This window comes from Bradyrhizobium barranii subsp. apii (genome assembly GCF_011516635.5).
In the GTDB taxonomy this organism is placed as follows: Bacteria; Pseudomonadota; Alphaproteobacteria; order Rhizobiales; family Xanthobacteraceae; genus Bradyrhizobium; species Bradyrhizobium barranii.
In genome coordinates, this window is sequence record NZ_CP096255.1 from 2,518,259 (window position 1) to 2,535,451 (window position 17,193).

Sequence of the window (17,193 nt, forward strand, 5' to 3'; positions counted from 1 at the left end):
TGGGGAAACAGCGTTGCGCAATTCGCGTAGAGCTATGCATCGTGCGCCGCAGGCCGAGCTCTACGTCAGCTCTGCCGTGGCCTGATCAAGCCAGGCCTTCGTCGCTTCGTCCAGCGCCGGCCGCACCTCGGCCCTCACGCGCGCGTGGTAGGCATTGAGCCAGTCGAGCTCGTCCTTGCCCAGCATCGCGACGTCGACCAGGCGCCGGTCGATCGGCGCCAGGGTCAGCGTCTCGAACGCATTCATCGGTTTTTCCGCGCCCTCGATGTCGGCGGCGACCACCAGCTCGAGGTTCTCGATGCGGATGCCGAAGCCGTCGGTCTTGTAATAGCCGGGCTCGTTGGAGAGGATCATGCCGCGCTTCAGCGGCGTTGTGCCGAGCTTCGAGATCCGCGCCGGTCCTTCGTGCACGCTGAGATAGCTGCCGACGCCGTGGCCGGTGCCGTGCTCGAAATCGACGCCGGCGGCCCAGAGATATTGCCGCGCCAGCGTGTCAAGCTGTGCGCCGGTGGTGCCGTCGGGAAACACCGCGCGCGCGATCGCGATGTGGCCGCGCAGTACCCGGGTGAAGCGGTCGCGCATCTCCTCCGTCGGCTCGCCCACGGCCATGGTACGGGTGACGTCGGTGGTGCCGTCTTCATATTGCGCACCGGAATCGATCAGCAGCAGATCGCCCGGCGCGATGCGCCGATTGCTCTTGCGGGTGACGCGGTAGTGCACGATGGCGCCGTTCGGGCCGGTGCCTGATATGGTCGGGAACGAGACGTCCTTCAGCGCGCCGGTGTCGCGGCGGAACGTCTCAAGCGCCTCGACCGCGTCGATCTCGGTCAGCTTGCCGCTTGATGCCTCGCGGTCGACGAAGGCGAGGAAGCGCGCCAGCGCCACGGCATCGCGGCGGTGCGCCGTCCGTGTGCCCTTGATCTCGGTCGCGTTCTTGACGGCCTTGAGCAGTGCAATCGGATCGCTGCCGCGCACTGGCTTGCCGCCGGCGCTTGCGATCAGCCGGCTGAGCGCGTCGGCCGCGGTGGCATTGTCGAGTGCGATCGCGGCGCCGCTCTTGGCGAGCGCCATCAGCGTCGGTGCCATCGCATCGGGTTCGCGCACATCGGCGGATTGCTCCAGATGGTCGCGGGTCAAATTGGAGAGTTTTCGGTGGTCGATGAACACGGTCGGGCGGCCGTCCTTCGGCACCAGCGCGTAGGACAGCGGCAGTGGCGTATGGGCGACGTCGGCGCCGCGGATGTTGAAGGTCCAGGCCACGGCGTGGCTGTCGGAGAGCACCAGCGCGTCGACGCCGAGCTTGGCGATCTCGCTTTTGATTTGCGTGATCTTCTCGGCCTCGGCGACCCCGGCATTTTGCAGGCTGTGCACGGCGACCGGGGCCAGCGGCGGCTGCGGCCGGTCCTGCCAGATCGCATCGACCGGATTGCTGTCGACGGGAACCAGCTCGGCGCCGGCCTTGGCGCAGGCGGCGGCGAGGCGCTCGGCTGCCGAAGAAGTGTGCAGCCACGGATCAAATCCGAGGCGGTCGCCGGCTTTCAGGTGCGTCGATACCCAGCTCTCCGGCGGCGGATCGATCAGCGATACCACCGCCCAGGCCTTTGCGTCGACCTGCTTGGCCGCCTGGATCGTGTAGCGGCCGTCGACGAAGATCGCGGCCTCATGCGTCAGCACCACCGCCAATCCTGCGGAACCGGTAAAGCCGGTCAGCCAGGCCAGCCGCTCCTCCGAGGGGGGCACATATTCGTTCTGCTGCTGGTCGGCGCGCGGAACGACGAAGCCGGTCAGCTTGCGGCGGGCGAGTTCTTCACGGAGCGCGGCAAGGCGCGCCGTCAATGCGACGCCGGCCTCGGGCTCCTCGAATGTCTGGAAGTGTGCTTCGAACATGGCTCAGTTTAGGATCATGAGGATCAGTCCGCAATGTAGACGCATTTGGGGTCGCATCTGGCACGGACCGTGCTTGAAAATGGTCCATTCGAATTGAGTGGAGTACAGGATGCAGCAGTTGCGCTTCGTCCGGATAACAGGGAAATTCGAGCGAGTGGTTCATCTCAACGGCGAGGGGACACACGATGCCAGCGTTCATGTTTGAGAAGATTTCGCCGCCGGCCCACCGCGCCCCGGCCGCAACGACACCGAAGAAGCCGCGCGGCCTCATCAGCCAGATGATCGACCGTTTCGCCGAGCGCCGCGCCAGGCGCGCCTTGCAGGGCAAGCGCGCGACACGTCGGGACGAGAAGCGGGCGGAGTAGGGCGGTGTCGTAGGGTGGGCAAAGGCGCAGAGCGCCGTGCCCACCATGTCTCCTTGATCCCAAATAGATGTGGTGGGCACGCTTCCGCCGTCGCTCTTCGAGCTATGGCGGACAAGTCGCTTTGCCCACCCTACGACAGTTTCCTCAGCAACAAACTGCTCCACCCCTCGATCCGCACGTGCCGCAGCGGCACGAGGCCGCGTGCGCGGTAGGCGGCGATCACGGCGGGGGCCTGGTGGGTCAAGAGGCCGGAGAGGATGACGCGCGCGCCGGGCGCGAGGTGCCGCGCCATCGGGCCGGCCAATTGCCTTAACGGATTGGCAAGGATGTTGGCCAGGACCAGGTCGAACGGGCCGCATCTGGCAAAGTCCGGTGCGGCAAATCCGGTTGCGCGGATCACCCGCACCTGGTTGCCGACGTGGTTCAGCATCGCGTTCTCTGCCGCCACCCGCACCGACGGCGGGTCGATGTCGGAGGCGAGCACCGCGCGATGCAGCGCCTTCGCTGCGGCGATGCCCAGCACGCCGGTGCCGGTGCCGAGGTCGAGCAGGTTCCTCGGCCGAGAACTCTTCAGGACGTGGTCAAGCAACAGTAAACAGCCGCGGGTGGTGCCGTGGTGGCCGGTGCCGAAGGCGAGCGCCGCCTCGATCTCGATGGCAAGCTTGTTCGGCGCGACGCGGTCGCGATCGTGGCTGCCGTGCACGACGAAGCGGCCGGCCGGTACCGGGACGAGATCCTCGAGGCTCGCCTTGACCCAGTCCTTGGCCTCGACAATGTCGAAGATGAGCGTGTCCGCGATCTCGTTTCCTGCCGAAGTTACAATGAGTTCCCGCAGCCATGCCTGATCGGGCGCCTCGGCGAAATGGAGCGTGACGTCCCACTGTCCGTCCGGCCGTTCGAAGGCGGCGACCGCCGCATCGCCGTCGAAAAAGACCTCCGTGAGCACGTCGACGACGCGCTTGGCCGCGGCCTCGGTGCCGATCGAAAAGCAGGCGCGATGAGTGGGAGAAAGCTGCATTCTAGGGTTCCGTCAGTTCAATTTTTGGAACTTTTGTTCCCAATTTTCCGCATAACTTGCAGGTTCCGATTTAACCTGACTGCAGGTTGTACCCCGTACATTTCCGGGTGTTGGATTCAGCCAACGCATCTTGGAATTGAAACGGAGGCGAGTCTTGAAGAGCATGGTTTTGAAGTTCTGGTCGGACGAATCCGGTGCAACCGCGATCGAATACGGCCTGATCGCAGCGGGCATCGCGCTGGCGATCATCACCGTGGTGAACAGCCTGGGCACCAGCCTGAACGACAAGTTCGGTTCGATTAGCAGTTCCTTGAAGTAATTTCCGCCTCCCATTTCCTGGCGGGGGCTGTTTTTCTTTAGAGGCTGTTACCTGACGATCGCCCGCACGGGGAGTTGCCCCCGGCGGGCGAGGTCGTTTTGGGGGGCGGCCCGGAAATGCCCACAGGCCTTCCACTCGTTTCCCCCAAGTTGTCCACGGCTTTATCCCGCCACTCGTCCCCAGCTTTTCCACCGCCTTGTACGGGGCGCGCCGGGCCTGCCGCGCGCAGGCGACCCACTGCTTTCTCACAGCCCTGCCAACAGCCTGTCCACAGCCCTATCCACGGCTTCCGAACAGCGAGCGGTGATCCCTCAAAATAGCCTGCGCGGCGTTGTGGCCGGGCGCGCCGGTGACGCCGCCGCCGGGGTGGGCGCCGGAACCGCAATGATAGAGGCCCTTCAGGGGACCGCGATAGTCGGCATGGCCCAGCATCGGCCGCGCCGAGAACAGCTGGTTCAGCGTCAGAGCGCCGTGGAAGATGTCGCCTCCCAGCAGGCCGAATTGCCGTTCGAGGTCGAGCGGGGAGAGGATCTGGCGGCCAAGCACGCTTGCCGCAAAGCCAGGTGCGTATTTGTCCACCGTCGCGATCATGAGATCGGCGACCTCCTCGCGATGGTCGTCCCAGGACTTTCCGTCGGGCAGTTCGGGCGCGACGTGTTGGCAGAACAGGCTCGCGACGTGTTTGTCCGCCGGTGCGAGCGTGTCGTCGAGCGTGGAGGGGATCAGCATTTCGACGACAGGCTCCCGGCTCCAGCCCAGCGCGCGCGCGTCGAGATAGGCGCGGTCCATGTAGCCGAGGCTTGGCGCGAGGATGATGCCGGAGGTGAGGTGATCGCCGTCGCCCGGGAGCGCGGTGAAGGAGGGCAGGCGGTCCAGCGCCACATTCATGCGGAAGGTGCCGGAGCCGTTCTTCCAGTGCCGGATGCGCGCGAGGAAGTCCGGGGGCAGCGCGTCGGCCGCGATCAGCCGCGTGTAGAGCAGCTTTGGATTGACGTTGGCCGCGACATATTTCGCGCGGATGGAGGTGCCGTTGTCCAGCACTACGCCCACCGCGCGGTCGCGCTCGACGATGATCTCGCGCACACCCGCATCCGTGTCGATCGTGACGCCGCGGCCCTGCGCGACGCGCGCCATCGCCTGCGTGATCGCCCCCATGCCGCCGATGGCGTGGCCCCAGACGCCCTTCTTGCCATTCACCTCGCCGAAGGCGTGGTGCAGCATCACATAGGCCGAGCCCGCCGCGTACGGACTGGCATAATTGCCGACGATGGCATCGAAGCCGAACAGCGCCTTGACCAGATCGTGCTCGAACCGCTCGTCCAGCATCTCGCCGGCCGAGCGAGTGAAGAGATCGAGCAGGCTGCGGCTTTGCTCCAGCGTCAACCCACGCAGGATGTTGGCGCTCTGCAACGCGTTCACCGCTTCGCGGATCGCGTTCGTGCCAAAACCGTCGAGCAGGTTCGGCGGCGCACGCAGCACGAACTGCCGCAGCACGTCGGCGATGTCTTCCAGTTCGCGCGAGAACCCGTCGAGCGCGCTTGCGTCATGCGCGCTCAGCCGCGCGACGGATTCCTTTGTCCGCCCCTCGCCGGTGAGCAGATAGCTGCCGTCGGGCGCGGGCAGGAAATTCTGCGCGCGCCGCTCGACGATCCGCAGGCCCTGTTCAGTCAGCCCTAAGTCACGGATCACCTGTGGATTGAGCAGGCTCACGGTGTAGGCCGCGACCGAGTTGCGGAATCCGGGGTGGAACTCCTCCGTGACCGCGGCCCCGCCGACCACCTTGCGGCGCTCGACAACGCGCACGCGCAGGCCGGCCATCGCGAGATAGGCCGCGCAGGTGAGGCCGTTATGGCCAGCGCCGATGATGATGACGTCGGTTTCGCTCATGAAGGATTCAAAATGTTCCGCGGTCTTTCCGGGATGGTCCGAAGGACCAGGCCCGGAATGACATCTGTATATCAAGCAATCGTCGCTGCAACATCACGAGACCCTTTATTGCCCGTTCATGCGCCTTGTGCTCCATTGCGCGCGTCCGGCGCCCGCCGGGGTTTAAGCCGGAGCTTCCATGGATTCGATCGTGCAACCCGCCGCCACGGAGCAGCCCTCCTCGTCGCGCAACCGGCTGCTGCTGACGGTCTATACTGCCGCGATCTTCGTCAGTGCGCTCTTGCTGTTCTCGGTGCAGCCGCTGTTCGCCAAGATGGTGCTGCCGCGGCTCGGCGGCTCGCCGGCAGTGTGGTCGGTGGCGATGGTGTTCTTCCAGTCGCTGCTGCTGGCGGGCTATGCCTATGCGCATCTCCTGATGCAGATCAGGAATCGCATCGTTCCGGTCGCGGTGCATCTGGTTTTGCTGATCGCAGCCTTCGCCACGCTGCCGCTCGGCATCGCCACCGCCTATGGTGAGCCGCCGGCCTCCGGCTATGCGTTCTGGCTGCTCGGCCTGTTCGTGGTCTCGATCGGCCTGCCGTTCTTCGCGCTCGCCGCCAACAATCCGCTGCTGCAGGCCTGGTTCGTCCGCACTGGCCATCCTGCCGGACACGATCCCTATTTCCTCTATGCATCCTCCAACATCGGCAGCTTCCTCGCGCTGTTGTCCTATCCGTTCCTGCTGGAGCCGATTTTCACGCTGCACACGCAGAACCGGTTCTGGACCCTTGGCTATGGCCTCCTGATCCTCCTGATCGCCGCCTGCGGCGTGCTGCTGCTGCGTTCGCCGAAGCTGGCCGTGGTCGACGCAAAAACCGAGGACATCAATGCGCCGGCGCCAGGCTTCGTGACGCGGCTGCGCTGGATCTTCCTCGCCGCAGTGCCGTCCGGCCTGCTGATCGCCGTCACGGCGCACATCTCGACCGACGTCGCGGCGGCGCCGTTGCTCTGGGTGCTGCCGCTGTCGCTGTATCTGCTCACCTGGGTGGTGGTGTTCCAGTCGCGGCCGCTGCTGCCGCACAAATGGATGCTGATGCTCCAGCCGGTCGCGATCGCGGGCGTCATCGTCCTGCTGGCGTTCGGCGGCGAACAGAATCTGCTGCTGACCCTCGGCGGCCACCAATTGTGCTTCTTCGTTATCGCCATGGCCTGCCATGGCGAGCTGGCGCGGACACGCCCGGCCGCCAAATATCTCACGGGTTTCTATGTCGCGCTGTCGTTCGGCGGCATGGTCGGCGGCCTCTTTGCCGGCCTCGTTGCTCCATTCACCTTCTCCTGGATCGCCGAATACCCGATCCTGGTCGCGCTGGCCGCGCTGTGCCGGCCGCCGGCGAACGAGCGGCTGGCGGGCATCGTCAGATGGTACTGGCTGGCACTCGCCGTGCTCGCGGTGGCGCTGGTCGCGCCGTCTTACATGCCGGGCAATCTCTCGACCTGGTTCGAGGATCATCGCGTCTGGGTCGCGGGGGCTGTCGGCGTGCTCGCAGCACTTCTGGCGCTCGCGCTCAACGCCAGCCGCTGGAAGATCTTCGCCACCGCCGCGCTCGCGCTGGCGTTGATCCGCGTCTATCCGGCGGACGAAGGCCGCGTCACGACGGTGCGCAGCTTCTTCGGCGTGCACAAGATCGTGGTGACGCCCGGCGGCTATTTCCATGTGCTGATGCACGGCACCACGATCCATGGCGCCGAGCGCTTTCGCAACAATGACGGCACGCCGGTCGTCGGCCGGCCCGAGCCGATCACCTACTACCACAAGGACGGCGGCATCGGGCAGGCCATCACCGCGATCCGCGAGCGCAAGGGCGCGCCGCTGAAGGTCGCCGCAATCGGCGTCGGATCGGGCACGCTCGCCTGCGCCGCCGAGCCCGGCGAAAGCTGGACCTTCTTCGAGATCGACCAGTCCATGGTCGACGCGGCGAGCGACCCGAAGAACTTTCGCTACATATCGAGCTGCATGCCGGGCCTGAAGCCGGTGATCGGCGATGCTCGCCTCACCTTCGCGAAGGAGCCTGACGGCGCTTATGACCTGATCATCGTCGATGCCTATTCGTCGGATGCGATCCCGATTCATCTCGCCACCGAAGAGGCGATGAATATCTACAAGGACAAGCTGGCGCCGCACGGCGCCGTGGTGATGCACGTCTCCAACCGGCACCTCGATCTCGAGACCGTCGTGGTTGGCATCGCCGATGCCAACGATCTGAAGAGCTGGGTCTTCAACGAGGATTCCGGACGCGACGGGGACTACATCTTCTCGACCGACGTCGTCATCTCCGCGCGCGAGGACGCCGACGTCGGCCGGCTCGCCTCCTCCAAGTCATGGGAGCAGACCGAAGCCGACGACCGGGTGCGGGTCTGGACCGACGACTATTCCAATATTTTGGGCGCGCTGTACCGGCGTCTGCGGGACGGGGAGTAGGGACGTCTTCGTAGCCCGGATGGAGCGAAGCGCAATCCGGGGGCGCTTCCGCGTGGCGACACTGCTCCCGGATTTCGCTGCGCTCCATCCGGGCTACAAGGGGAAGGCTTCTACGGCACGACCGGCGTTCCCGCCGGCAATGCAATTCCCTTCTCGCCCGCGACTTGCCGCAGCAGGTCCGGCCTGTCCGAGATGATGCCGTCGACGCCGAGCTCGATCATGCGCGCCATGTCCTCGCGCTTGTTGACGGTCCAGACCACGATGCGCAGTCCGAGCGTGTGTGCCTCCGAGACGACCGCCTCGGTCACATCGCCGAAATAGGGCGACCAGACCGCGCCGCCCGCAGCCTTGATCGTCCGCGGCAGCGAGCCGCCGTGATCGGCCGGGCTGAAACCCGCCGTCCAGTTCGTCGCCTTGTCCAACGCCACCGTCTGGCCCGAGCCGCGCTGGAGCGTCAGGTAGACCGTCGGAATGTTGGGCGCCTGTTGCTGGACGAGCAGCAGGGTCCGCCAGTCGAACGACTGGATCATGACGCGATCGGAAAATCCCTCGGCCTCGATCAGCTGGAGCAGCTTTGCGACGAAGCCTCGCGGATCGAGCGACTCGTCCGGATGGTTTGGATCGATCTTGGTCTCGATATTGAAACGCACGCGCGTGTTGCCGGCCTTGCGTACCAGCGCGAACAGCTCGCCCAGGGTGGGAACGCGTGTCCCCGGCACGGCCCGCTGGTCGGGGAATTGCTTCGCGTAGGAACTGTCGGGGCGGATCTGGCCGACGTCATAGGCCCTGACCTCTTCGAGCCGCAGCTTCACGAACGGTGTGCCGGGCGCGGCGACATAGGCGCCGCCTGCATCGCGCGCGAGGTCGGGATTGAGCCCGCGTTCATGCGACACGACGACCTCGCCATCCGCGGTCACGCCGACGTCGAGCTCCAGCGTGTCCACGCCCATCGACAACGCGTTGGCGAAGGCCGGCAGGGTGTTTTCCGGCAACAGCGCGCGCCCGCCGCGATGCGCTTCGAGATCAAAGGCCATGGCTCGTCCCGCAGTGAGAACCGAGAGCACGATCAGGATTGTCGCGGCACGTGACGGCATCAAGGTTCGCAGCCCAGGTGAAAGGAGGAGCTTATGAAATCTTCGCCCGGTTCGTCCAGCTTCGTGGTCGACGGGTGCTTGACGGCGGCCGGGGAAGGCGGAAACTGGCTCTCAAAAAACAACGGTTCAGGGAGCCATTCATATGCGGCTTATCTTCATCGCAACGATGGCGGTTCTCATGGTCGGACAGGCGCTAGCCAAGGATGTGCTCTCGGGTGCGAGCCTCTACGAAGATGTGGCGCGCTATGCGTCCTTCGGTCTGCACCGCTTCGGCTCTGCGGGCGATCGCGCGACGGCCGACTGGATCGCCGGCGAGATGAAGCAGGCGGGTTTCGAAATCAGCTTCCAGCCCGTCGTGCTCGGGCGGCAATATGTCGTCGAGCGGGCCAGCGCCGAAGCCGCCGGCATCTCTGTCGAGGCGACGCCTTTCTGGTGGCCGCCGGAGGACAAGGCCAGCTTCCATCTCGCCGCGCCGCTCGCGCGCGATGGCGATGTCACCGGCAGGATCCTTCTGCTCGATCTGCCGTTCGATCGCGGCGCCTATCTGGGGCCGACCCATCGTGCGGCGATCGCGGAAGCCGCGGCAAGGAAGCCGGCGGCCATCCTGCTGATGATCGGCAATCCCGCCGATGACCGCTTCGCCTATAACGTCACGCAGGAGGATGCGCCCTGGCCGGTGCCGGTGATCGTGGTCGGCGCGGCGTCGCGAGCGGTGCTCGAGCGCGCGCTTGCCTCAGGCGCGCCTGTCACCTTCGACGTGAAGGGCCATTACGAGCGCGATGTTGTCGGCCGCAACGTCATCGCCGAGATCGGGGCCGGCCGTGGGCCGGTCATCGTCGTCTCGACGCCGATGACCGGCTGGTACTCGTGCGTCTGCGAGCGCGGCCCCGGCATCGCCAACTTTCTCGCGCTGGCGCGCATCGTCGCCGCCGAGAAATGGCCGGCGCATCTTGTTTTCATCGCCACCGCCGGCCACGAGATCGGCCATGGCGGTATGGAGCTGTTTTTGAAGCACGGAGCGCCGGCACCGAAGGACACGCTGGCGTGGATTCACTTCGGTTCGTCGAACGCCTGCTATGCCTTCGCGGAAGGCGCCCGCACCGATCGGCCCGAGCAAGAGCGTTATCTCGTGCTGAGCAAATCCGCCGTCGCGCTGACCGATGAGACTTTTGCAAAAGTCGAGGCCAAGCGTCTGGTGACGGAGAAGCAGGCGGTCGGTGAGCTGCGCGACGTGCATGCGGCGGGCTACGCCAATTTCCTCGGCATGGCCGGGCGCCATCGGACGTTTCATACGCCGTCGGATGATCTTGCCGCGACCGGGCCCGAGATCCTCGAGCCGGTCGCGCGCGCCTTCGTCGATGCTGCGCGAAAGATCGTCGAACGCGGCAACGCCGCGTTCCGGTAACGTCAGTTCTGATAGTAACCGCGCGGCTGATAGTATTGCCGGGGCTGTGGCTGATAGTAGCCCTGCTGGCCGTAGCCTTGATTGTAGTATTGCTGCGGCTGCTGCTGTTGATAGACCTGTGCGTCATACAGCGGGCGGCTGGCCGAGCGCGGCGCGGGATAGCGCGTGCCGGTGTCGCTGCCGTCGGCCGGGTAGATGTAATTGTCGTCCTGCGGCATGTAGCGGCGGGCGGGCTGCGCCGGCGGTGCGAGATTCACGGGATCGCCTGAAGTGGCGTACTGCTCTTCGGCCAGCTGCGGCGCGCGGGCCACTGCAGTGGGGTTGCGGCCGCGCGGGTTGCGGGCCAGAGCCACCTGGGCCGAGCCGGTCAGCGTCACCGTGGTGTTGAGCACGCCCTGCTGCTGCACCAGCGCATAGAGCGTCGAGGCATTCTGACGCGACAGTCGCACGCAGCCGTGCGACGCCGGCGAGCCGAGGCGGCTGACCGAGTCGGTGCCGTGAATCGCGTGCCCGACCTTGGTGAAGAAGATCGCGTGCGGCATCGGCGCGTCGTCGAATTCCTTGGAGTAGTGATCCTCTTCCATGCGGAAGGCGCGGAAGGCGCCGCCCGGCGTTTCGCGCGAGGGGATGCCTGTCGACACCGGCCAGCGATAGCGCGCGACGCCGTCGACGGCGACGGTCATCTGCTGATTGTCCTTGTCGACGGTGATCTCGACCTTGGCCTGGGCGGCGCCCGCGCTCAAAAACATCAATGAGGAAAAAGCGATGAAAAAAGAACGCATCTGGAAACGCATTTGAGTTCTGGCCTCCGGCCTGTTCACGCTAGGCGCCGCAGCCCCGTCCCCCGGCGTGCAATATGCCTGCAATCCGGCTTTCGTTCCAGCGGGCTGCCCCTCCATCGTTAACGCGATGCCGGGCGTAAGCAAGGCCGCTTTGTGCCGCGTGGCTGGCGGCGGCGCTGACATTTTCGCGAGCGCGCCAAGCAGTCACAACGCCGACAATTCGTCACAAAGGCGCAACCATTCGGCCGCTTCAGGCGTTGATCGTGGCTGCCCTCGACGGGCGGCTTCCGCTGCCCTTTCCCCTTTAATTCCCTTGGGACCGAAGATGAACAAAGCCCGTATCGCCGCCGCGCAATTGCCGGCCGGTTTGCCCATCCGCCTGCTGTTCGCAGCCACCGCTATCCTGCTCGCGCTGTTGTCGCTGCCGCAAGCCGGCCACGCCCAGGGCATCGTGCGCGGCGCCCAGGAAGGCTCCTACGAAGGCAATCGGATCGCCGGCCCTGTCGTTGGCGGCGCGGTCGGCGCCGGTGTTGGAGGGGCCGTGGGTGCGGTGGAGGGCGTGTTCGGCATTCCGCATCACCGCCATTACCGCTGCCGCGGCTACTATGACGGCTACCATCGCTTCCACTGCTACAGGTGAGGTAGCGCCGTAGCCCGGATGGAGCGAAGCGCAATCCGGGGCCGCTGGTGCGTGAGGTGACGCTTGTCCCGGATTTCGCTGCGCTCCATCCGGGCTACGGATCTGCGGTCAATTCTTCAGCCGGTAGCCCGTGCGGAAAATCCACCAGATCACGGCGAGGCAGATCACCAGGAACGCCGTCGTCATGCAGATGCTGACGGACACGCTGACATCCGCAATCTCGTAGAAGCTCCAGCGGAAGCCCGAGATCAGATAGACGACCGGGTTCAGCAGCGCCACCGTGCGCCAGCCTGCCGGCAGCATGTCGATGGAATAGAAGCTGCCGCCGAGGAAGGTCAGCGGCGTCACCACCAGCATCGGGATCATCTGGAGTTTTTCGAAGCCGTCGGCCCAGATGCCGATGATGAAGCCGAACAGGCTGAACGTCACCGCCGTCAGCACCAGGAAGGTCAGCATCCAGACCGGATGATGGATGTGCAGCGGCACGAACAGGCCGGCGGTGGCGAGAATGATCAGGCCGAGAATGATCGACTTGGTCGCGGCGGCGCCGACATAGCCGAGCACGATCTCGCCATAGGAAATTGGCGCCGACAGGATTTCGTAGATCGTGCCGGTGAATTTCGGAAAGTAGATGCCGAAGGAAGCGTTGGCGATGCTCTGCGTCAGCACCGAGAGCATGATCAGCCCCGGCACGATGAAGGTGCCGTAGCTGACGCCTTCGACCTGGCTGATGCGCGAGCCGATCGCGGCGCCGAACACCACGAAATAGAGCGAGGTCGAGACGACAGGCGAGACGATGCTTTGCAGCAGCGTACGCCAGGTGCGCGCCATTTCGAACAGATAGATGGCGCGGATGGCGCGATGATTCATGACGTCCTCACGAGGTCGACGAAGATGTCCTCGAGCGACGATTGCGTCGTGTCGAGATCGTTGAAGCGGATGCCGGCGTTGCGGAGGTCGCTGAGCAGGCTGGTGATGCCGGTGCGCTCGCCCTTGGTGTCGTAGTCGTAGACGAGCGTCGCGCCGCCGTCGCAGACGTCGAGTTCGTAATGGCTGAGGCTGTCCGGCAACGTCGTGACCTTGCCCTGCAGATGCAGCGTCAACCGCTTCTTGCCGAGCTTCTCCATCAACGTCGCCTTGTCCTCGACCAGCACGATCTCGCCCTTGTTGATGACGCCGATGCGGTCGGCCATCTCCTCGGCTTCCTCGATGTAGTGCGTGGTCAGGATGATGGTGACGCCGGATTGCTGCAGCGTGCGTACTACTTCCCACATGCCCTTGCGCAGCTCGACGTCGACGCCGGCGGTCGGCTCGTCCAGGAATAGGATCTGCGGCTCGTGCGACAGCGCTTTCGCGATCATCACGCGGCGCTTCATGCCGCCGGAGAGCGTGATGATCTTGTTGTCCTTCTTGTCCCAGAGCGAGAGGTCCTTCAGCACCTTCTCGATGTGCGCAGGGTTCTTCGGCTTGCCGTACAGGCCGCGGGAGAAGCTCACCGTCGCCCACACGCTCTCGAAGGCGTCGGTGTGCAATTCCTGGGGCACGAGGCCGATCAGCGAGCGGGCCTTGCGGTACGACGTCTGGATGTTCTCGCCGCCGACGAGGACCGTGCCTTCGCTCGGGTTGGCGATGCCGCAGATGATCGAGATCAGCGTGGTCTTGCCGGCGCCGTTGGGGCCGAGCAGCGCAAAAATCTCGCCGCGCTTGATGTCGAGATTGACGTTCTTGAGCGCCTTGAAGCCGGACCCATAGGTCTTCGACAAATTGGCGACGGAAATGATGGAGGACATGATGGCCGCAGGGCTGAAAGGTAAAGACTGGGGAGGGGAGGCTGGAACCGTCCGGGAGGAGGTCAGCGGAGCCCTGAAATAGGAATGCACTTGCCCGGCCGCAATTGGCCGGAGAAAAATGGTCTCAAAACAGTCCCTTCGGTGGCAGGTTCCGGGCAAGTGTTGCGCGAGGGTCACGGCTTGTGGCTAAGATTGCCGCTCACGCGCCTCTTTGTTGCGTCTGCGAGCAGGCCGTGGCTACGATTCCGGCCAATCGCAAAGCTTATCGTCCCCAGGGAAAACATCGAGATGAGACCGAACGGCCGTCACACCGCCGGCGCCAGCCAGTTGCCCGCCCTCCGTGTGTGGGCGATCTGCCTGCTCCTGCTGTCAGCTGTTGCCATTAGCCCGACCACCGCCAGGGCGGCGCCGAGCCAGTCCGCGGCCGCGACCACGCATGTCTACCTGCTCCGCGGCGTGCTCAACATCTTCTCGCTCGGGCTCGATACGATCGGCTCCCGCCTCCAGGCGCAGGGCGTCCAGGTGACCGTCGCGAACTTCGTGTCCTGGTCCTCGCTCGCTGATGAGGCCGCGGCCAACTACAGGGCCGGTCGCGTCAAGACCATTGTCCTGGTCGGCCATTCCTCCGGCGCGACCGCGCTGCCGGACATGATCGCCAAGCTCAACCAGCTCGGGGTGCCCGTGAAGCTCGCGATCGGCCTCGATTCCGTATTCAAGACCAGGCTGTCGACCGGCGCCGAACGCTACATCAACATCTATATCGGCGACGGTCCCGGCGAGCCTGTGCGCGCTGCGGCTGGTCTCCGCGGCAAGCTCGACAATGTCGACGTCCGCGGCACCGGCGTCGGCCACATCTCGATCGACAAGAACGAGGCGATCCAGCGCCGCGTCATCGGCGAGATCGACGCCGCCATCTTGCGCTCGCGCGCCCCGGCAGGTCCGGTCGCCGAACCCGGCGCACCCAGGGCCCCGCGGCAGGCGCGCTCGGCGGCGGCGACGGCTCCGGCCAGGAACTGAGGGCGCGTCGCGCCCGCAGTACCGCGTGATGCCGCCTAAGCGGCGGTCACGCGGACCGGCATGCTCTCCAGCCCACGCAGGGAATTGTTGAGCCTGCGTTTCGGCTCTGCCGTGAGCTCGATGGTCTTCACGCGCCTTGCGAGCTCGCCGAATATCAATTCGCCTTCCAGACGCGCGATCATCTGGCCGACGCAGGCGTGAATGCCGGCGCCGAAGCCGACATGTCCGGTCGCACTTCGTTCGACATCGAAGTGGTCGGGTTTGTCCCACCGCGCCGGATCGCGGTTGGCGGAGGCCATGAACAGCAGCACCTTGCGGTGCGCGGGGATCACGCCGTCGCCGATCTCGACGTCGCGCGAGGTGGTGCGAAAGAACGTCTGCACCGGTGAGTCGTAGCGCAATCCCTCCTCGAAAGCGTTGCGCGCCAGCTCCGGCTTGTGGTGCAGCTTGCGATATTCATCCGGGTGCGTCGCGAGTGCCAGCAGGGTGTTGCCGATGCCATTGACGGTGGTGTCGATCCCCGCGGTGAGGAACGGCCGCACCAGGTGCGTTGCTTCGTGCTCGGTGATCTCGCCGTCGTCGGCCGCCTGGTAGATCATCATGCCGAGCCCGTCAGGCTGCAACGCATCCCGGGCGCAGCATTCCATGATCCAGCTCTGTACGGCGAGGCCCGCCTTGCGCGATGCGGCCAGCATTACGTTCTCCGGGCCAAAGCTGTCGAACACGAAGGTGCTCCAGGCCAGCAGCTTCTCGCGGCCATCCGGCCGGATGCCGATCGCATCCGGAAACACTTTCATGGGATAGGCCTCCGCAAGATCGGCCACGGCATCGAAGGTGCCTTTGTCGATCAGCTCCGAGACCTTCCTCTCCGCCTCCTGCTGAAACGTTTCGCGCAGCTTCCTTGCGACGCCCGGAGACAGCGTGCGGCCGAGAACCCGCCGGCCCTTGTCGTGATCGGGAGGATCGATCTGGAGTGTCAGCGGTTTCGGCAGGGCAGGATTCATCCCGTGAAGCCCGACACCCTCGCCGCTGATGAACGTCTTCCAGTCCTTCAGGGCCGGCTCGACTTCGGCATAGCCTGCCATGGCCCACACGCCATACTGCTCCAGCGCGAACGCAGGCCCGAGCGCGCGCAGCGCTTCATAGGCGGGATAGGGATCCATCAGGAAGCCAGGCGCGAACGGGTCGATCGGACTGGATGCAATGCCGCTCATGGTCAGCTCCCGGCCGTTATTGCGTGGTCAGCGGACACTTGCCTTCGCTCTCCGAGCGGAATGCGTCCTCGCCCTTGATCGTGGCGACGACCTTCAGCAGGTCCCAGGCCGAATTCGACTCCTCGGGCGCCTTGACCTGGAGCAAATAGAGCGGGTGGATCTTGCGTCCGTCCTTGCGGATGTAGCCCTTGCCGAACAGCGGATCGTCCGTCGGCATCTCCTTCATCGCGGTGACGACGGCCTTGCCGTCCTTGGCGCCGCCGACCTTGTCGACCGCCTTGAGGTAGTGAATGACCGAGGCATAGACGCCGGCCTGCATGTCGTTGGGATAAGCCTTCGAGGGAATGCGCTCGGCGAAGCGTTTGGCGAAAGCCCGCGTGCCGTCGTTCAGATCCCAGTAGAACGGGTTCATGATCTGCGCGCCCTGCGCAAACTTCAGTCCGAGTGAGGGAAGGCCGTTCATCCCCAGGATCAATCCGACCAGCTTGTGGTCCTTGGTCAGCCCGAACTCGGCGGCCTGCTTCATCGAGGTGATGGTATCGTCGCCGGCATTGGCGAAGCCGACGACGTTCGCGCCCGAAGCCTGGGCCTGGAGCAGGAAGGAGGCGTAGTCGGCCGTTCCCAGCGGATGCCGCACGCTGCCGAGCACCTCGCCGCCGGACGCTTTCACGGCCTCCGCGGCCTGCTTCTCCAGATCGTGACCGAACGCGTAGTCGGCGGTGATGAAGAACCATTTCTTGCCGCCCTGCTGCACGATCGCCTTGCCGAGGCCGCGCCCGTAGGCATAGGTGTCGTAGGTCCAGTGCACGTTGTTGGGCGTGCATTTTTCGCCGGTGAGCAGCACCGTTCCAGCGCCCGATCCGACGAAGACCTTGTTCTTCTCGGCGCTCATCCCGGCGACAGCGAGCGCGATCGACGGGTTGGGGATGTCGAAGATCGCATCGACGCCGTCGTTCTCGTACCAGCGCCGGGCGATGCCGATCCCGATGTCGGTCTTGTTCTGGTGATCTGCCGCGACGACCTCGACAGGCTTGCCGCCGGCCTTGCCGCCATAATCCTCGACCGCCATTTTTGCGGCGACGACCGAGCCGATCCCCTGATAGCTCGCGAACGGACCGGATTGGTCGTTCAGGATGCCAATCTTCACGGCATCCTGGGCAAAGCCCGGCGCGGCAACCAGCATCGGAGCCAAAATGCACAATTTGTGCAGGAATTTGCTGTTCATTGTGTCCCTCCCATATGCGGTCTTGGTGCCGCTAAATAATAGTTATATTTTATAGCTATTTTTGAGAGTGTCAATTCGGCTGTGGCCGCCGC

General features: G+C 65.0%; 15 protein-coding genes. 6 read left to right on the forward strand and 9 right to left on the reverse strand.

Going from position 1 to position 17,193, the window contains the following annotated elements:
- Positions 1-60 precede the first annotated feature (60 nt).
- Positions 61-1,887: an aminopeptidase P family protein gene (locus HAP41_RS12045; RefSeq protein WP_166101893.1), complete on the reverse strand. Its 1,827-nt coding sequence runs from the start codon at positions 1,885-1,887 to the stop codon at positions 61-63.
- A 185-nt stretch (positions 1,888-2,072) separates the two neighbouring features.
- On the opposite strand from HAP41_RS12045, the gene HAP41_RS12050 reads away from it, so the two are divergent.
- Positions 2,073-2,252: a hypothetical protein gene (locus tag HAP41_RS12050; RefSeq protein WP_166101890.1), complete on the forward strand. Its 180-nt coding sequence runs from the start codon at positions 2,073-2,075 to the stop codon at positions 2,250-2,252.
- Between the two features lie 130 nt (positions 2,253-2,382).
- Here the strand turns inward: HAP41_RS12050 and HAP41_RS12055 are convergent, their stop codons facing one another.
- Entirely contained in the window at positions 2,383-3,270 is an 888-nt protein-coding gene (locus HAP41_RS12055; RefSeq protein WP_166101887.1) for a 50S ribosomal protein L11 methyltransferase, read from the reverse strand.
- 163 nt (positions 3,271-3,433) lie between these two features.
- Here HAP41_RS12055 and HAP41_RS12060 point away from each other — a divergent pair, with 163 nt between their 5' ends.
- Positions 3,434-3,589, forward strand: a complete 156-nt coding sequence (locus HAP41_RS12060; protein WP_094183922.1) for a Flp family type IVb pilin — start codon at positions 3,434-3,436, stop codon at positions 3,587-3,589.
- Positions 3,590-3,865: 276 nt separating this feature from the next.
- On the opposite strand, the gene HAP41_RS12065 is transcribed toward HAP41_RS12060, so the two are convergent.
- Positions 3,866-5,476 (reverse strand): phytoene desaturase family protein, encoded by a 1,611-nt coding sequence (locus tag HAP41_RS12065; RefSeq protein ID WP_166101884.1) that lies wholly within the window; start codon positions 5,474-5,476, stop codon positions 3,866-3,868.
- Positions 5,477-5,654: 178 nt separating this feature from the next.
- On the opposite strand from HAP41_RS12065, the gene HAP41_RS12070 reads away from it, so the two are divergent.
- A complete protein-coding gene (locus HAP41_RS12070) occupies positions 5,655-7,934 on the forward strand; it encodes a fused MFS/spermidine synthase (protein WP_166101878.1) in 2,280 nt (759 codons plus the stop codon).
- 110 nt (positions 7,935-8,044) lie between these two features.
- On the opposite strand, the gene HAP41_RS12075 is transcribed toward HAP41_RS12070, so the two are convergent.
- Positions 8,045-9,028 (reverse strand): glycerophosphodiester phosphodiesterase, encoded by a 984-nt coding sequence (locus tag HAP41_RS12075; protein ID WP_166101872.1) that lies wholly within the window; start codon positions 9,026-9,028, stop codon positions 8,045-8,047.
- Positions 9,029-9,170: 142 nt separating this feature from the next.
- Here HAP41_RS12075 and HAP41_RS12080 point away from each other — a divergent pair, with 142 nt between their 5' ends.
- Entirely contained in the window at positions 9,171-10,433 is a 1,263-nt protein-coding gene (locus tag HAP41_RS12080) for a Zn-dependent exopeptidase M28 (protein WP_166101869.1), read from the forward strand.
- Between the two features lie 2 nt (positions 10,434-10,435).
- Here the strand turns inward: HAP41_RS12080 and HAP41_RS12085 are convergent, their stop codons facing one another.
- Entirely contained in the window at positions 10,436-11,227 is a 792-nt protein-coding gene (locus HAP41_RS12085; RefSeq protein WP_175618140.1) for a L,D-transpeptidase, read from the reverse strand.
- Between the two features lie 313 nt (positions 11,228-11,540).
- On the opposite strand from HAP41_RS12085, the gene HAP41_RS12090 reads away from it, so the two are divergent.
- Positions 11,541-11,855 carry a hypothetical protein gene (locus HAP41_RS12090; protein ID WP_166101865.1) on the forward strand — a complete coding sequence of 105 codons (315 nt, stop codon included), beginning with the start codon at positions 11,541-11,543 and terminating at the stop codon, positions 11,853-11,855.
- A gap of 108 nt (positions 11,856-11,963) precedes the next feature.
- On the opposite strand, the gene HAP41_RS12095 is transcribed toward HAP41_RS12090, so the two are convergent.
- A complete protein-coding gene (locus HAP41_RS12095; RefSeq protein ID WP_028147642.1) occupies positions 11,964-12,725 on the reverse strand; it encodes an ABC transporter permease in 762 nt (253 codons plus the stop codon).
- Complete coding sequence (locus HAP41_RS12100) at positions 12,722-13,645, reverse strand: ABC transporter ATP-binding protein (RefSeq protein WP_166101861.1); 924 nt, start codon at positions 13,643-13,645, stop codon at positions 12,722-12,724. Before HAP41_RS12100 ends, HAP41_RS12095 begins: the two co-directional genes overlap by 4 nt.
- Before the next feature lie 288 nt (positions 13,646-13,933).
- Between HAP41_RS12100 and HAP41_RS12105 the strand changes: the two genes are divergently transcribed.
- Positions 13,934-14,662 carry a hypothetical protein gene (locus HAP41_RS12105; protein ID WP_166101856.1) on the forward strand — a complete coding sequence of 243 codons (729 nt, stop codon included), beginning with the start codon at positions 13,934-13,936 and terminating at the stop codon, positions 14,660-14,662.
- 35 nt (positions 14,663-14,697) lie between these two features.
- On the opposite strand, the gene HAP41_RS12110 is transcribed toward HAP41_RS12105, so the two are convergent.
- Together HAP41_RS12110 and HAP41_RS12115 are read right to left on the reverse strand one after the other, a co-directional pair.
- Positions 14,698-15,876, reverse strand: a complete 1,179-nt coding sequence (locus HAP41_RS12110; protein ID WP_166101854.1) for a cytochrome P450 — start codon at positions 15,874-15,876, stop codon at positions 14,698-14,700.
- A 16-nt stretch (positions 15,877-15,892) separates the two neighbouring features.
- Positions 15,893-17,101: an ABC transporter substrate-binding protein gene (locus tag HAP41_RS12115; RefSeq protein ID WP_166101852.1), complete on the reverse strand. Its 1,209-nt coding sequence runs from the start codon at positions 17,099-17,101 to the stop codon at positions 15,893-15,895.
- Between the last annotated feature and the right edge of the window lie 92 nt (positions 17,102-17,193).

What these genes read in the sequence shown, in the direction of transcription:
- HAP41_RS12045 (WP_166101893.1), bottom strand. Translation starts at nt 1,887, where the DNA reads ATGTTCGAAGCACACTTCCAGACATTCGAGGAGCCCGAGGCCGGCGTC.
- HAP41_RS12050 (WP_166101890.1), top strand. Translation starts at nt 2,073, where the DNA reads ATGCCAGCGTTCATGTTTGAGAAGATTTCGCCGCCGGCCCACCGCGCC.
- HAP41_RS12055 (WP_166101887.1), bottom strand. Translation starts at nt 3,270, where the DNA reads ATGCAGCTTTCTCCCACTCATCGCGCCTGCTTTTCGATCGGCACCGAG.
- HAP41_RS12060 (WP_094183922.1), top strand. Translation starts at nt 3,434, where the DNA reads ATGGTTTTGAAGTTCTGGTCGGACGAATCCGGTGCAACCGCGATCGAA.
- HAP41_RS12065 (WP_166101884.1), bottom strand. Translation starts at nt 5,476, where the DNA reads ATGAGCGAAACCGACGTCATCATCATCGGCGCTGGCCATAACGGCCTC.
- HAP41_RS12070 (WP_166101878.1), top strand. Translation starts at nt 5,655, where the DNA reads ATGGATTCGATCGTGCAACCCGCCGCCACGGAGCAGCCCTCCTCGTCG.
- HAP41_RS12075 (WP_166101872.1), bottom strand. Translation starts at nt 9,028, where the DNA reads ATGCCGTCACGTGCCGCGACAATCCTGATCGTGCTCTCGGTTCTCACT.
- HAP41_RS12080 (WP_166101869.1), top strand. Translation starts at nt 9,171, where the DNA reads ATGCGGCTTATCTTCATCGCAACGATGGCGGTTCTCATGGTCGGACAG.
- HAP41_RS12085 (WP_175618140.1), bottom strand. Translation starts at nt 11,227, where the DNA reads ATGCGTTTCCAGATGCGTTCTTTTTTCATCGCTTTTTCCTCATTGATG.
- HAP41_RS12090 (WP_166101865.1), top strand. Translation starts at nt 11,541, where the DNA reads ATGAACAAAGCCCGTATCGCCGCCGCGCAATTGCCGGCCGGTTTGCCC.
- HAP41_RS12095 (WP_028147642.1), bottom strand. Translation starts at nt 12,725, where the DNA reads ATGAATCATCGCGCCATCCGCGCCATCTATCTGTTCGAAATGGCGCGC.
- HAP41_RS12100 (WP_166101861.1), bottom strand. Translation starts at nt 13,645, where the DNA reads ATGTCCTCCATCATTTCCGTCGCCAATTTGTCGAAGACCTATGGGTCC.
- HAP41_RS12105 (WP_166101856.1), top strand. Translation starts at nt 13,934, where the DNA reads ATGAGACCGAACGGCCGTCACACCGCCGGCGCCAGCCAGTTGCCCGCC.
- HAP41_RS12110 (WP_166101854.1), bottom strand. Translation starts at nt 15,876, where the DNA reads ATGAGCGGCATTGCATCCAGTCCGATCGACCCGTTCGCGCCTGGCTTC.
- HAP41_RS12115 (WP_166101852.1), bottom strand. Translation starts at nt 17,101, where the DNA reads ATGAACAGCAAATTCCTGCACAAATTGTGCATTTTGGCTCCGATGCTG.